14 protein-coding genes and 1 tRNA gene are annotated in these 13,394 nt (G+C 55.5%); 3 read left to right on the top strand and 12 right to left on the bottom strand.

The genetic code is table 11. The features are described 5' to 3' along the window. The first annotated feature begins 50 nt into the window (after window positions 1–50). Window positions 51–1,190 carry a HAMP domain-containing sensor histidine kinase gene (locus GVN17_RS16285; RefSeq protein WP_166596280.1) on the top strand — a complete coding sequence of 380 codons (1,140 nt, stop codon included), beginning with the start codon at window positions 51–53 and terminating at the stop codon, window positions 1,188–1,190. A gap of 251 nt (window positions 1,191–1,441) precedes the next feature. Here the strand turns inward: GVN17_RS16285 and GVN17_RS16280 are convergent, their stop codons facing one another. The 7 genes from GVN17_RS16280 to GVN17_RS16250 form a co-directional block, all read right to left on the bottom strand. Continuing rightward, the gene (locus GVN17_RS16280; RefSeq protein ID WP_166596279.1) at window positions 1,442–2,116 is read right to left on the bottom strand and encodes an HAD family phosphatase; all 675 of its coding nucleotides are present in this window, start codon (window positions 2,114–2,116) and stop codon (window positions 1,442–1,444) included. A gap of 216 nt (window positions 2,117–2,332) precedes the next feature. Then, on the bottom strand, window positions 2,333–2,701 hold the full coding sequence (locus tag GVN17_RS16275; protein WP_166596278.1) for a histone-like nucleoid-structuring protein, MvaT/MvaU family: 369 nt from the start codon (window positions 2,699–2,701) through the stop codon (window positions 2,333–2,335). Between the two features lie 173 nt (window positions 2,702–2,874). Continuing rightward, window positions 2,875–3,567 (bottom strand): type 1 glutamine amidotransferase domain-containing protein, encoded by a 693-nt coding sequence (locus GVN17_RS16270; RefSeq protein ID WP_166596277.1) that lies wholly within the window; start codon window positions 3,565–3,567, stop codon window positions 2,875–2,877. 214 nt (window positions 3,568–3,781) lie between these two features. Continuing rightward, entirely contained in the window at window positions 3,782–4,540 is a 759-nt protein-coding gene (locus tag GVN17_RS16265) for an amino acid ABC transporter ATP-binding protein (protein ID WP_166596276.1), read from the bottom strand. Continuing rightward, window positions 4,537–5,187 (bottom strand): amino acid ABC transporter permease, encoded by a 651-nt coding sequence (locus GVN17_RS16260; RefSeq protein WP_166596275.1) that lies wholly within the window; start codon window positions 5,185–5,187, stop codon window positions 4,537–4,539. Before GVN17_RS16260 ends, GVN17_RS16265 begins: the two co-directional genes overlap by 4 nt. 3 nt (window positions 5,188–5,190) lie before the next feature. After that, window positions 5,191–6,015, bottom strand: coding sequence for a transporter substrate-binding domain-containing protein (locus GVN17_RS16255; RefSeq protein WP_166596274.1), 825 nt, complete (start codon window positions 6,013–6,015; stop codon window positions 5,191–5,193). Between the two features lie 103 nt (window positions 6,016–6,118). Next, the gene (locus GVN17_RS16250; protein WP_166596273.1) at window positions 6,119–7,270 is read right to left on the bottom strand and encodes a PLP-dependent aspartate aminotransferase family protein; all 1,152 of its coding nucleotides are present in this window, start codon (window positions 7,268–7,270) and stop codon (window positions 6,119–6,121) included. A 111-nt stretch (window positions 7,271–7,381) separates the two neighbouring features. Between GVN17_RS16250 and GVN17_RS16245 the strand changes: the two genes are divergently transcribed. After that, window positions 7,382–8,296 carry a LysR substrate-binding domain-containing protein gene (locus tag GVN17_RS16245; protein ID WP_166596272.1) on the top strand — a complete coding sequence of 305 codons (915 nt, stop codon included), beginning with the start codon at window positions 7,382–7,384 and terminating at the stop codon, window positions 8,294–8,296. A gap of 238 nt (window positions 8,297–8,534) precedes the next feature. On the opposite strand, the gene GVN17_RS16240 is transcribed toward GVN17_RS16245, so the two are convergent. The 3 genes from GVN17_RS16240 to GVN17_RS16230 all read right to left on the bottom strand — a co-directional run bounded on the left by GVN17_RS16240 (window position 8,535) and on the right by GVN17_RS16230 (window position 10,996). Continuing rightward, window positions 8,535–8,855 (bottom strand): hypothetical protein, encoded by a 321-nt coding sequence (locus tag GVN17_RS16240; RefSeq protein WP_166596271.1) that lies wholly within the window; start codon window positions 8,853–8,855, stop codon window positions 8,535–8,537. Between the two features lie 592 nt (window positions 8,856–9,447). Beyond that, window positions 9,448–9,582 carry a DUF2256 domain-containing protein gene (locus GVN17_RS16235; protein WP_166596372.1) on the bottom strand — a complete coding sequence of 45 codons (135 nt, stop codon included), beginning with the start codon at window positions 9,580–9,582 and terminating at the stop codon, window positions 9,448–9,450. A 475-nt stretch (window positions 9,583–10,057) separates the two neighbouring features. Next, on the bottom strand, window positions 10,058–10,996 hold the full coding sequence (locus tag GVN17_RS16230; protein ID WP_166596270.1) for an alpha/beta fold hydrolase: 939 nt from the start codon (window positions 10,994–10,996) through the stop codon (window positions 10,058–10,060). Window positions 10,997–11,394: 398 nt separating this feature from the next. Here GVN17_RS16230 and GVN17_RS16225 point away from each other — a divergent pair, with 398 nt between their 5' ends. Beyond that, on the top strand, window positions 11,395–11,940 hold the full coding sequence (locus GVN17_RS16225) for a hypothetical protein (protein ID WP_166596269.1): 546 nt from the start codon (window positions 11,395–11,397) through the stop codon (window positions 11,938–11,940). A gap of 628 nt (window positions 11,941–12,568) precedes the next feature. Here the strand turns inward: GVN17_RS16225 and GVN17_RS16220 are convergent. Then, window positions 12,569–12,644: transfer RNA gene (locus GVN17_RS16220), tRNA-Lys, on the bottom strand. A 63-nt stretch (window positions 12,645–12,707) separates the two neighbouring features. Then, window positions 12,708–13,382, bottom strand: a complete 675-nt coding sequence (gene queC / locus GVN17_RS16215) for a 7-cyano-7-deazaguanine synthase QueC (RefSeq protein ID WP_166596268.1) — start codon at window positions 13,380–13,382, stop codon at window positions 12,708–12,710. Window positions 13,383–13,394 lie beyond the last annotated feature (12 nt).

Raw genomic sequence — 13,394 nt, 5'->3', positions numbered from 1 at the left:
GTCAAAGCTTGCTGCTGGAATTCATATCCGAGTGCGTGAGCTTACAGACCGTGCCAGAACTGACCAAGCTGGTCGCGGCGCGGCTGCACTGGATTTGCGATTACGACACCTGCACGACGTTACTCCCCGAGCCAGACGGTTTGTCGCTGTGGTCCCAGGATCGGAAAGTCTGCACCGCCGCGAAGATTGAAGATGAGTCTTGTCTGTCGAGCCACGGGACTGCGCTGAGAGACGCCATGGCCAAAGGCTCACCAACGGTCGCGTACTGCAATGACAGCGACAGGTTTGTGTTAGCCCTGCCTTTGGGATCAAGGACTGCTGTACACGGCGCCTTGTGCGTAGGCAGGGTCGGAAAAGGATTTTCCCAAGAGGATGTTCGCCATCTTCAACATGCGTGCAGCTCAGTCGGCGGGGCCTTGGCGCGTATCGCGGCGCTGGCAGCTGAGCGCACTGCCGAACACGCGATCAAACTGGTGGAATCTGAGCTCCGTGCAGCTGCCGAGGACCGGGTGCTCTTGGCTGAACAGATGGTTGGCATTGTGAGTCATGACTTGCGTAACCCGCTGTCGGCCATCCTCATGGGAACCAGCTTGATGGAAATGGGCGAGGCAATTCCCGCCAAAAAACAACGGGTGCTGCAAAGCGTACAGAACGCCACGCGGCGGGCACAGCGGCTGGTTGAAAACCTACTCGACTTTACTCAGGCCCGCGTTGGCAAAGGACTGGCCGTCCAAATGGCTAACGTAGACCTGGACGAGCTTATGGCGTCGATTGTCGATGAGCTTCGGCTGAGCTTCCCGAACCTGGAGCATCATCTCCCTGATCATCCGTTGGGATCAGCCTGTCTCGACGCGGACCGTATTCATCAACTGCTTGGCAACCTGGTGGCCAACGCCACCCTGTACGGAACGCCGAGAAAGCCTGTCCATCTCAAATGCGAAATCAACGAAGGCGAACTCGTTTTCTCTGTCAGCAATGAAGGTGACCCGATTCCGCCAGCAATGCTCGCAGACATGTTCGAACCCATGATTCGAGGGCATCAAAATCAAAATGAGCAGCATGGTGTCGGGCTAGGCCTCTACATCGTTCGCGCAATCGCGCAAGGACATCAGGGGACCGTTGCTGTGACGTCTTGCGCAGAGAATGGGACCTGTTTTTCAGTGCATCTCTCGATCGGTCGCATGGCTTAAAGTCCGCGAGCGTCCGCTATGGGCTGTGAGCAGTCATTCATGAGCAACGACTTGCCTTTGAAGCCGTCCTATAAATGATCGGCAAGCTACTCACCAAAACGCACGCTGATCAACCCTTTGTAGAAGCCTGAGAATGCCGGTCCTACCTGCCAAGGTAAGACCGCCAGTGTCGGCTGAAACCGGGGCGACGCATTTAGCCTTCCGCGCTCTGATGATCAATAAGCCAGGTGCTTGTCACGGATACCCCAAACCTACGGACGTGATGCAACCTCGTCCATATGATGGAGCAAATCCAGCGGGTCGTCGTACACCCTCAATGCCCCTGCCCGCTCCAGCTCACTGATGTCATAGCCACCCGACAACAGACCGATGCCAGTGGCCTTACAACGTCTGGCGGCGAGCATATCCCAGATGGCGTCGCCGATGACCAGGCACTCTTCAATGGGGACTTCCAGGCGTAGAGCGCCAGCGATGAACAGGTCGGGGTCAGGCTTGCCGTATTTCACGTCATCGCGAGTGATCAGTGAAACATCGTCCAGCTTCAAACCCAGCGCCTTGAGGTTGATCGCTGCCGTCTCGCTGCCGCCGCTGGTTGCGATGCACCACTTCGATCCGCTCTGGTCAAGTGATTGGAGTAACTCAATGGCGCCCGGCAGCGCTGTGATCTGGTCCTGCAGCTCGCGGTACGCTTTGGCGTGAAGATCGCTGAGTCGTTTGGCCTGCTCGGCGGGTATGTCCAGGCCCGTTTCCCGAGCCAACGACTTGAGCATCAGCCCTCCGCTCATGCCAATTTTTCGATGGATTCGCCACATTGCCAATGGGATTCCCTCGGCGTCCAGCGCTTGTTTCCAGGCTGCCACGTTCTGGTAAACGCTGTCTGTCAACGTGCCATCCAGGTCAAAAATGAAGGAGGTGGTAGGGCTCATGGTCATGCTCCGATGCGGTGGCGTGCGTACGTATTCGAGATCCCATGCATCCCGGCGTTCCGCGTTTCTTTGGCAATGGGAGTCGTCCAGCACGGATCCAACCCGGAGTTTTCAGGCTGCCCTAAACGACGCTCGTAGGGTCCATTCAAATGAGCCGCGATGAAAGAAAAAACAGACGGGATCATACTGGCGGCTGTACCACTCGCCGTATGATTTTCAAGCCAACCAGGACTCTACTTCTGCACCACCATACTCACTCTTCCACTGTTTCAGCGTTTTGTGATTTCCCCCCTTGGTTTCAAGGGTCTCGCCATTGTGAGGATTTTTGTAGGTCTTCACAGAACGCGGTTTGCGCGAGGATTTTTCAGGCGTGGCAACAGCAGCGTTCTTTTTCGCGGAAGTGCGCGGTTCAAGAATGGTGACGATTTCACGTAGACTGTAGCCATATTCTTGTAAAAGAGCCTTGAGCTTCGTCTCGAACTCGATTTCCTGTTTCAAGCCGTTATCATTTTTCAACGTCTCCAACTCGGCAAGTCGAGTCGCCAATTGCTGTTCGAGTCTTCGGAATTCCGCAAGTCGTGACATGGTGTTCTCCTGATGGCCTAATGGGCAGTTCATGGAGGTTGAGTCTTTTACAGGAACATCGTTCCCGCAATCACGCCATCCTGACAGTCGCTAAAAGGGATCAAGATAGTCGCGGATGAGAAGACGAGTAGTGACTACCGCCCGCCCCCGGGGCGCAGGCCGGGCGGCAAAAATCACGCAGAGACTTCGCTGGCTAGCCGCTTCAATAGCGCTTGAGCCGCTGCTTGTGATGAAGCGGGATTCTGTCCAGTGATGAGGTGTCCGTCTTCGACCACGTAACTTGCCCAATCAGCAGCCTTCGAGTATTGCCCACCTTTGGCCTTCAGCATGTCCTCGACGAGGAAGGGCACGATCTTCGTGAGCCCTACGGCCTCCTCTTCCGAATTAGTAAAGCCGGTGACGTTTTTGCCCTGCACCACAGGGTGACCATCAGGAGCATTGACGCTCTTCAATACACCCGGCGCGTGGCACACGGCGGCGATCGGTTTGTTGGCCGCATAAAACGCTTCGATCAGGGTAATGGAGTCGGTGTCTTCGGCCAAATCCCACAGCGGGCCATGGCCACCAGGGTAAAACACTGCATCGAAATCATAGGGGTCAACTTCGCCCAAGGGCACGGTATTGGCTAACAACCCCTGTGCCTCGCTATCGGCACGGAAACGTCGGGTGTGCTCGGTCTGGGCGTCCGGTTCATCACTTTTAGGGTCCAGCGGCGGCTGTCCACCCTTGGGAGAAGCCAGGGTAATTTCGGCCCCGGCATCCGCAAATGTGTAATACGGGGCTGCGAATTCCTCCAACCAGAAGCCCGTCTTCTTGCCGGTATCACCCAGCTGGTCGTGAGAAGTGAGGATCATGAGAATGTTCATACGCGCCTGTCTCCTTGCGATATGGGCAGTACTGAATCGCACCGCATAATTGTCAGAGACGTTCACCACGCAGACGTTCACGTCGAATGACCGGAGCTCGTTCGGCCGCGTCTGCTATGGCTCGAGGATATGCAAGGAGGCGACAGGTTCGGTCATGCTGCGCCAGCCACAGCTCCAGGTACGTCCCAAGCCTTGGTCCAGATAAAGTTGGCGATCAATACCGGCGCAAGAACTGCTGAATGCGCTCGCCGCTTTCCTCACCGAAGAACGCTTCAGTGGAGCAATCCTTGACCACCACACCGTTTTCCATGAACACCACACGGTCCGCTGCCTCTCGAGCGAAACGCAGCTCGTGGGTGACCACCAGCATAGTCATGCCGCTGTTCGCCAGCTCGCGCATGACGCCTAGCACTTCGTCACGCAGCTCAGGGTCCAGGGCAGAAGTTGGCTCGTCAAAGAAGATCACTTCAGGGTCCATGGATAACCCTCTTGCGATGGCGACACGCTGCTTCTGGCCACCTGAAAGTTTGGCGGGATAACTGTCCGCTTTGTCCGCGAGACCGACTTGATCCAACAAATGCCGCCCTCGTTCAAGCGCCTGTGCCTTTGAAACCTTTTTCACGCTGAGGAGCCCCTCCATGACGTTCTCAAGGGCCGTCATGTGCGGAAAAAGGTTGAAGGACTGGAAGACCATGGCGGTCTTTTGCCTAAGTAGCGCCACTTGCTTGCGCGTTGCCCGGTCGAATCGACCGCTGCGCGGAATCTCCACACGATACCCGCAGACCTCCAGCGTCCCGGCGTCCGGTTTTTCCAGAAGGTTGAGAGAGCGCAGCAAGGTTGTTTTGCCTGATCCCGACGGACCGAGGATGACCACGACTTGGCCGGCCTGAACCTCAAGGTCAACGTTTTTGAGTACGGCCAGATCCCCAAATGACTTGCTCAGGCCAGTAACGCGTACAGTGCTTGTGTTCATCGCATGTGCCTCGTCCAACGGCCTTCCAGCCAGGTTTGCAGGATGGTCAACACCTGATTGATGAGCCAGTACATCGCGCCCACCATCAGGAACATTTCCATGTACCGGAAGGTGGAAGCACCGATCTGCTCAGCCACTCTGGTCATTTCCATGACCGTGATCGTGGAAGCAAGCGAGGTGTCCTTGATCAACGCGATGAGCCGACTGCCCATGGTGGGTAAGGCGATTCGAAACGCCTGCGGAATGATGATCCGGCGAAGACAGGTCCAGTAGCCCATGCTCATCGAACTGGCGGCCTCCCACTGCCCACTGTCGACCGCGATGATGCCGGCTCGAAAGGTTTCGCTCAGATAGGCCGCCGAGAACAGCGTCAGTGCGAGCAGGGCCGAAGGGATCGGAGTCATCACGATCCCGTAATGCGGCAAACCGAAATAGATCAACAGTATCTGCACCAACAGAGGCGTGCCGCGGAAGATCGAGACATAACTGAAGGCGATCATCCGAAACAGCCGCACCGGAGAAATCCGCATCAGGGCAATCATCAAACCCAAAGCAGTACCTAGGACAAAGGCACCCAGGCCTAACCCAAGGGTCGTCACGATCGCCTTTTGCAGTAGGGGCAGCGCCCGTAGAAAGAGATCCCACATTATTTATTCCTCTGCCAGCTCAGCGAGAGCGGCCTTGATTCCACTGGTCATGTGATAATCCGGCCCGATCCACTCCTTGGCGACAGCGTCCACCGTGCCATCTGCAACCATCGACTCGATGGCTTTGCTGACCGCGTCGCGCAGACTGTCTCGACCCTTGGCCATGGCAGGAGCAGACAGCTGGTACGTCAGAGGCTCACCCACTGCCTTGATGGGCAGGTTATTGACCTTTTTGTACTTCTCTCCGCCGAACAATGAAGACAGCACTGCATCAACCCGTCCAATTGCCAGATCGTTGAACACCAGACCGCCGTTCTCATAGGCCCGGATGTCGGACGTGGTCATGTGCTTGCGGGCCCAGGATTCATTGCTGGTCCCCGACGTCACACCGATCGAGTGCGCTGGCATGTCTTTGATGCTATGGATGTCCTGATTGTCGTCGCGCACGAAGATGTAGAACTCTTCCACGCCATACGGGCTCGCGAAGTCGACCTGTTTTCTGCGTTCATCTGTGGGCGTCAGGTCGTTCATGACGAGATCGTATTTGTCGGCCTTCAAGCCTTCGACGAAGCTTTTGAAGCTGTCAGCGATGAACTCCACTTTCGCCACGCCAATGCGCTTGGCAACCTCTTTGGCGATGGCAACGTCGTAGCCTGCTGGCTTGTTGTCCTGCCCCAGATAACTCCAGGGTGGACTGGCTTGGGTGTTAGCGATACGAATAACGCCTCGCTCTTGCAGGGTTTGCAGGGAGTCGTCAGCCATGGCAACCGAGCCAATGCCGAAAGACATGATCATTGCCAATGCGAAACGAATGCCGTTCTGTTTCATTGTTATCCATCCTCATTTGAGTGTGCGGCCGCAGGGGCTCGCGGGAGTAACGGCAGAAAGTTCTGGTCTGGCCGCCGCGTCTGAAGCGCAGCGTGCCCGTACGTCAACGTACCCGGGCGTATGCCTCCAAGGCTTCGGCCAGGTCGGCGATCAACATCGACTCGTCTTCAAGACCGATCGAGATGCGCACGATGGGTTGATCTGTTGGTGAAAATTGCCGTGCCTGTTGCTGGGACGCCGGGTAGTAGGCAATCAGGCTGTGGGTACCGCCCCAACTCGCGCCGATGGGGAACCGTTGCAGGGCATTGAAAAATGCGCCGAAGGCACTTTCGTCGGCAGCTGGTTCCAGGATGATCGAGAGCAAGCAGCCGCTGCCTTCGAACTGGTTCTTCCACAGGGTGTGACCCGGATCGCTTTCCAGCGCGGGGAAAAGTACTTGTCGTACTAGAGGCTGAGCCTCCAGCCAACGCGCCACTGCCAATGCCTTTCGGCTTTGCTCACGCAGCCGCAGCTCGAACGTCTGAAGCCCGCGCTGGACCAGGAAACAATCCTCAGGGCTGGTAGCCTGACCAAAGATGCTTTGGGTTTCCCGCAGCACCGCGTAGCGTTCCGGATCGTTGAGACTGACAGTTCCCATCAGCAGATCGGAATGACCGCCGAAGTACTTGGTCGCTGCTTGAACCACGAAATCCACGCCATGCTCGATGGCTTTGAAATAAAGAGGGCTTGCCCAAGTGTTGTCCATCATGGTCAGCACGCCGTGCTTTTTGGCGATGGCGGTGATTGCACCAATGTCCTGCATTTCCATGGTGACGGTGCCCGGAGCTTCCATGCAGATCATGCGGGTGTTAGTGCGGATCAATGCTTCAATTCCGGCGTCGATAGTCGGTGGATAGAACTCCACCTCAACACCAAGATGAGCCAGCCACTGGCGACCGAAAGTCTTGAGCGAGCCATAGCAGGAGTCCGAAATAAGCAGATGGTCGCCTGCACGAACGAAGCCCATGACAGTGGTAATCAGTGCAGACGCACCCGTCGGCATGATCACGCAGTGGCGGGCGTTTTCCAGATCAGCGACTTGACGCTCGAGCGCACGAGTGGTTGGCGTGCCGGTAATTCCATAGCTGTAGCCGTCTGGCTGTCGGCTCTTACGGCTGACGAAGTCTTCGAACGAATCGAACACTACGGTCGAACCGCGCCATACACCTGGAGAGAGGCTGGCATAAGGGCTGCCGGCAGGATCTACAAGTTTCATCTAGGTACGCCTTGTTGGGTCAGGGACAATGAATCCTATTGTTCAATAGACCTAACTGAGTGACTACACCTAGAATTATTAACTCAATAAGTAAAGGTTATAGGTTACTGCATGGGTGTCCGAGAAATTGAAGTCTTTCGAGTGGTCATGAACGCAGGAAGCACCAGCAAGGCTGCCAACATGCTCGGTATCTCCCAACCTGCCGTCAGCCAGGCGATTCGCAAACTCGAAACATCTGCCGGTCTCGCTTTCTTCCACCGGATTCGTGGCCGTCTGGTGCCCACGCAGGAGGCGCACGCGTTAATGGTGGACGTGGACAAACTCTTCATCGGGATGGATGCGATCGAACATCGGATCAAGACCTTGAAGCAGTTCGGCACGGACCGGCTGGCCATTGCCGTGCATCCGGCACTGGGTAATGCATTCATGCCGAGGGCTCTATCATCGTTCGATCTGGCAGGACGAGATATGAGGGTGTCGTTACGGGTGCTTAGCTCGCGGGAGGTGCATCAGGACGTCTCATCCGGTCAATGCGATTTTGGCCTGATGGCCGACGAGATGCCGGTCATGGGGTTGGAGCATTCGCCTTTTCTGGAATCGCCGGGTGTCATGGCCATGCCACCTGATCACCCGCTTGCAAAGCTGCCGGTGATCACTCCGAACGATATCGGCAACCACGACTTCATCGCACTCAATCCAGAAGACAGCAGCCGTCGGCGAATGGAAGCGGCGCTGGCCCCCTATGGCGTGACGCCGAATATCAGGATTGAAACGCCCTATGCCCATACCGTCTGCGAGATGGCGTTGCGCGGTATCGGGTTCGGTTTCGCCAATCCTGTCGCCGTCGTCGACTACATCGACCGTGGCTTGGTCATCCGGCCGTTTTCCCTGAAGGTGAACTTCACGAGCCTCTTGCTTTTCCGACCCGGAAAACCCTTGGCGGACAACGCGCGAAAGTTGATATCCGCGCTACGCATCCAACTGGCAAAGGATTTGAAGCTTGTGGAAAACCATATGAAAAAGTGAGGCTTCGGAGTCAAGGTTTAAGCGTGAGTGATTGCATGGACTTGACGACACCCGTTGGGATGGCTATCCGAGCCGCTAACGCTTTCAAATGGCCCAGGAAGTCGAATCTGGATGCAGCCTGAAAACGCTTCGCTGTGGCCGGTGCACCGCTGGAGCGAGGCTTTTTTCCGGGTGAGTGAGATAGGTCAGACCAGATAACGCTGGGCCCAGGCGATCACTGAAGACCATGCGGACATGGCTAGGCGGACGTAATCGAAACGACCTCGATGTACTTGAATTTCTTGCGGGCCGCTTTAATCGCATCGAGCTCCGCCTGCAGCTTACTGAGCGTGTCGGCTTCGAAGACGAACATCTGGGTCTCGCCTTCAAATTCATTTCCGACTCGCAGGGTCACCTTGAGCTTGGGTACGAATGTCTGAGGTGGTTTACGTTTTTTCACCGCTACGGGTGGGGCAATAACGATCGGAGACGGCTCTTCCGGTGCAGCTACGTGGACCGGAGCTTCTGAGGCCCCAAACAAGGCCCTTCGCATCTCTTCTTCAGTCAACTCTGTATTCACGAATCTATGTCCTGTCGATGTGTTTTTAGGTACTCCCGCACCGGGCAGCCCACTTGGTCATTTTGTCTCAGTCACGATGGTGGAGACCTATCGCAGCACGACAGTTTCGCGACTCAATGCTCCCCTGCCTGTATGGCCAACACGCCCGATCCTTCATGCTGGGTGTTTGCCGGACAATCGTCAGCTTGGCCTTCTTTGAAGGTTCCTCTCGAGGCACCTCTCGAACAGTGTCGTGGAAGGTTACGACGTTATGCGCACCTGTCGGGATAAAGTTTTGATCATTGAAGACCGTTTGCCGAGCCTGATTAACGAATGCGCTGCTGTTTGGCGATTGGAGGTCTAACGATGGGCCGGACCGTATGACCGAACCGCTGTTCATCTCACCTGACTCTCGCCCTGAGCGAAGATTTTCAGCCACGTGTAGCGCGCTTCCGCGATCAGGCTCCGTTCGACTCAAGAGGATAAACCCGCTTACGGCGGCGATGCATCCTGCTACTGCATAGGTGGCGAACCTCTGAATGCCACGCTTCTGTTGAGTTCTGAGCATCCGCTCCGGAGCATCACCGAAATCTGCTTTCATCCATGCACCTATCTATTTCTTCCCGGCACGTCGGCAACGCTCCGAACAATACCGGACCTCATCCCAATACCGCGCCCATTTTTTTCGCCAAACGAAAGGAAGTTGGCAGCAGACGCAGGTTTTGACCGGAAGCTCGCTCTTTTTCAACTGCGATCCGTCCTGATTGTGTGCATCTATTTCAGGTTTCAAGACGTAGATGGGATGCCACTTATGAAACCATGAGACGTTCCCTGCACATGAGCAATCTCCTTGTAGCGTTCTGCTTCGCCGGCATGGTTGTTGGCTGGCTGCTTTCATGGACATTCGTGATGCACGTGATCAAATGATCGCTGACCGGCTTTTCCATCGGCTGACTATCGCCGACGATCAGCTGCGCCTTTGAACACGAGACGCAATTGGCTGCACTCTTCTTCTGTAATAACGTTTGCCAGATGCACGCCCTTGGCAAAGCCAAGTCCTTGAACTTCAAAGTAACCGAACTCGTAGTCGCTCTCGCTTGAGCGATCTGTACCAGCTAGGTCGCGGCGTGGTAATCGAACGGCTTTGGCAGCCGCAATGCGCGTAGTTCAGTCATGGCCAACTGGGACAAAAAGGAGCTGAAATGATCATCCGAGGTCCTGACTTATTGAGAAGAATGTCCAAACTTGTTGTTGATTCGTTTGGCAATGTCGAGATGATCTTCCTCCAAAGCAAAATGCCCAGTGTTGTAGTGAACTACTTCTGCGCTCGGCAGGATGTCCTTGACGGCGTCGGCGCCGCGTGGGGCAAAGATCGGGTCACCGTCCCCCCAAACTACCAGCGTCGGTGGATGCGACGCGCGCAGGTAAGCCTGCCACTTTGGATATAGGGCGAGATTGGAGAGGATATCCAGCTGCAAGTCTGTCATGGCACGTCGCTTATCGGGGTCACTCAAAGCGAGCGCGTCGTTGACCCAAGCGTCAGGGTTGAGGGTGCCAGGATCGCGAGCGCCATGACGGTAGAGGAACAGATCCGTTGCAACGCTCACCCTAGCCTGTGCGGCGTCCCGCTTTTCCACTGGTTTCAGAATACTGGCGGCCTGAATGGCTTGAAGCCGTGCAGGCTGCCAGCCGTCCAACGTCATGGGCGTGTTCTGAATGACCAATCCGCGTACCCAATCGGGATGAAGCGTCGCGATGCGCATCCCGACGGGGCCACCGAAATCTTGCATGTAGATCACGGCGCTTCCTATACCCATTCGCCGGACGAATGTATCCACTGTTTCGGCGAGCACATCGAACGTCAGCGGATCTCCTGATGCGGGAGCATCGCTATTGCCCATCCCAGGATAGTCAGGCGCCAGCACGTGAAAGTGCGCGGCCAGCTCCGGAATCAGGTCACGGAACATATGGGATGACGATGGGAATCCGTGAAGCAGCAGAATGGTGGGATTGCGTAGGTCACCAGCCTCCCGGTAGAACATTTTTCCGCCGTCTAAGGTGATGTACCGGTATTCAGTCTGGGCAAAGGCAGCGTCAGGAGAGACTGACAGCGTCAGCAGCAACGTCAGATAGGTTGCCCACGTAAAAAATTCGCTCCGCATCTTTTGCTCCTTCAGGTTTGCCCGGACCGCACCGTCTGGCCTCAGGCTGTGTCAGCCACGCGCTAACGGCGCCTTGCAGGATTAAGAGTATCATGTTACGTTGAAAGCACATACCTACTGATAGATAGGGAAAATACTACTACTAATGGCTGTCAACGACGATAACCCATAGATAGGTGCGGAAGCGGGATAGCGCTGAGGGCATGTGCCACGCCTGGCAACGGCAAATGGGCTGACGTCGAAGCTTGAGCTGTTCTTTATTACAGATGCCCCCATCAACTAGACGCTAATAAGCTCTTGCTGATCCTGAGTCTGTTCCTTATGGATTTAAGAAACGGGTCGAGTACGTTAACCCGACTTTGGGCGATATTTACGCTGCGTCAACATGTGGAGATAATATGAGTATTTCAGTTGGGCAGTCATTAACTTCGGTAACTATCAAGTCGCCTGGGTCCGGTTCAAGTTCAGGCTCAACACCTCGCAACTCTTATTTGACGAATCAGCTATTGCAGGAAATTGGAACGAAGCAAGGCGTACTCGATACAGATGCCATGAAAAAGGCAGGCTTGGGATCTAGTTTTGCTGATTTCGACATGACCTCCATCACACCGGCTGAGTTAGGGCTGGTCAGCAAAAACCTGTATGCACTGGGGTTGATCGACAAGACTACCGCCAATCTCATGATCTCTGCAGGCACAAACCTCGATTCGGTCGGCAACCCGATGACACCTGATGTAAAAATGAACGCTCTCGACTACTTTGCAGCGCGCATAGACAATCTCCGTAGCGCGAGCGTCGACAATAATGAATATGGATTTCAAGTCGTACCTGATTATATAAATACAGTGTATGTCCTACAAAACCTCAACGACTTTGCCAAAGATGCACGCACTGACAGCGGTACCCCAAGTGCGCAGTCTCAAGGCATCAGCATTCATGTGTAGCCTATGCGTCAGCAAACGCTCCGTTTTCCAATCCGTCCAGACCAGAGAATGCCCCTTGGCATGGCGTTAACTTCGCGCAGCTGTTCTTTATCGTAGTCGTCTAAAAACCACACCCGCGATCCAACTGAGCAGTTGAAACACTACGAAGCTGCAGGCAGCGACGAGTAAAAAGTGTTTGTACCCAGCGCAATATCAGGTGGGTATCGAACAGAAAAAAACGCACCCGTCGTCCAACGCCAAGGCCTAGAAGACCGGCCAAAGCTGCTTCCCTGGATAAAGGCATGACGTGATCCCCCTCTCAGCTCAAGCCGTCGCTCCCCCCGGCAGCTTCAATGATTGCGTTGCTTGAGCCTTGAACAGGCCCTGCAGTAGTGGACCAAACGCCGATTCAACACGGCCCAGCAGCGATCGCGGCTACTGGGGTTGTTGGTTCAGAATCAAAATGACTGACGCACGTAGAAAGTCTTAACTCGGAGCGCTACAGCCTTGAACAGGCGCTGCAACCGGCCGGAACGGGGTTGAGTCATGAGTTGACGTGGGATGGTCCAGGGAGCTGGTGCCCCACTTTCGTTCAGACGAAAAAAAACCCGAGAATTCACACTTTCGTGGACCTCTCGGGTTTCGAAGATGGTGGGTCGTGTGGGATTCGAACCTACGACCAATTGGTTAAAAGCCAACTGCTCTACCAACTGAGCTAACGACCCGCTTCGTGGTGGCGCGTATATTACTGATTTTTCTCAGTAATTCAACACCCTTTTTTAAAAAATTTAAAAATAACGCGTCGGGTCGGTGATTCCGGCCGCTGCGAAGCCTTCTGCGCGCAGGCGGCAGCTGTCGCATTTCCCGCAGGCGCGGCCTTGATCGTCCGCCTGATAGCAGGAAACCGTTAGCCCGTAATCGACGCCCAGACGCGTGCCTGCCTTGACGATGTCGGCTTTGCTCAGCATCTGCAACGGGGCTTGAATGGTAAAACCTTGCCCTTCTACGCCCGCCTTGGTCGCGAGGTTGGCCATGCGCTCGAAGGACTCGACGAATTCAGGGCGGCAATCCGGATAGCCAGAGTAATCGACAGCATTGACGCCAATGAAGATGTCACGTGCGCCAAGGACTTCGGCCCAGCCCAATGCCAACGACAGAAAGACCGTGTTGCGCGCGGGAACGTAGGTGACGGGGATGCCTTCGCCAGGCGTTTCCGGCACGGCGATGCTGCTGTCGGTGAGGGCCGAGCCGCCGATGCCGTTGAGGTTCAGGCCGATCACTTTGTGCTCGATCACACCCAGGTCCTTCGCCACACGCTCAGCCGCTTGCAGCTCGGCACGATGACGCTGGCCATAATCGAAGCTCATGGTGTAGCAGGTGTAGCCGTCGGCTTTCGCCATTGCGACCACGGTGGCCGAGTCCAGGCCGCCAGACAGCAGGATTACCGCGCGTTTCTCAGTCATTGTGTACTCACT

It is taken from the genome of Pseudomonas sp. SLFW (genome assembly GCF_009905615.1).
GTDB lineage: Bacteria > Pseudomonadota > Gammaproteobacteria > Pseudomonadales > Pseudomonadaceae > Aquipseudomonas > Aquipseudomonas bambusae.
The sequence above is the reverse complement of the archived record's forward strand: the minus strand, read 5'-3'. Positions and strand labels throughout refer to the sequence as shown.

Excerpts from the sequence above, each read along its gene's own strand:
- GVN17_RS16280 (WP_166596279.1), bottom strand. The coding sequence starts at position 2,116 with ATGAGCCCTACCACCTCCTTCATTTTTGACCTGGATGGCACGTTGACA.
- GVN17_RS16275 (WP_166596278.1), bottom strand. The coding sequence starts at position 2,701 with ATGTCACGACTTGCGGAATTCCGAAGACTCGAACAGCAATTGGCGACT.
- GVN17_RS16270 (WP_166596277.1), bottom strand. The coding sequence starts at position 3,567 with ATGAACATTCTCATGATCCTCACTTCTCACGACCAGCTGGGTGATACC.
- GVN17_RS16265 (WP_166596276.1), bottom strand. The coding sequence starts at position 4,540 with ATGAACACAAGCACTGTACGCGTTACTGGCCTGAGCAAGTCATTTGGG.
- GVN17_RS16260 (WP_166596275.1), bottom strand. The coding sequence starts at position 5,187 with ATGTGGGATCTCTTTCTACGGGCGCTGCCCCTACTGCAAAAGGCGATC.
- GVN17_RS16255 (WP_166596274.1), bottom strand. The coding sequence starts at position 6,015 with ATGAAACAGAACGGCATTCGTTTCGCATTGGCAATGATCATGTCTTTC.
- GVN17_RS16250 (WP_166596273.1), bottom strand. The coding sequence starts at position 7,270 with ATGAAACTTGTAGATCCTGCCGGCAGCCCTTATGCCAGCCTCTCTCCA.
- GVN17_RS16245 (WP_166596272.1), top strand. The coding sequence starts at position 7,382 with ATGGGTGTCCGAGAAATTGAAGTCTTTCGAGTGGTCATGAACGCAGGA.
- GVN17_RS16230 (WP_166596270.1), bottom strand. The coding sequence starts at position 10,996 with ATGCGGAGCGAATTTTTTACGTGGGCAACCTATCTGACGTTGCTGCTG.
- GVN17_RS16225 (WP_166596269.1), top strand. The coding sequence starts at position 11,395 with ATGAGTATTTCAGTTGGGCAGTCATTAACTTCGGTAACTATCAAGTCG.
- queC (WP_166596268.1), bottom strand. The coding sequence starts at position 13,382 with ATGACTGAGAAACGCGCGGTAATCCTGCTGTCTGGCGGCCTGGACTCG.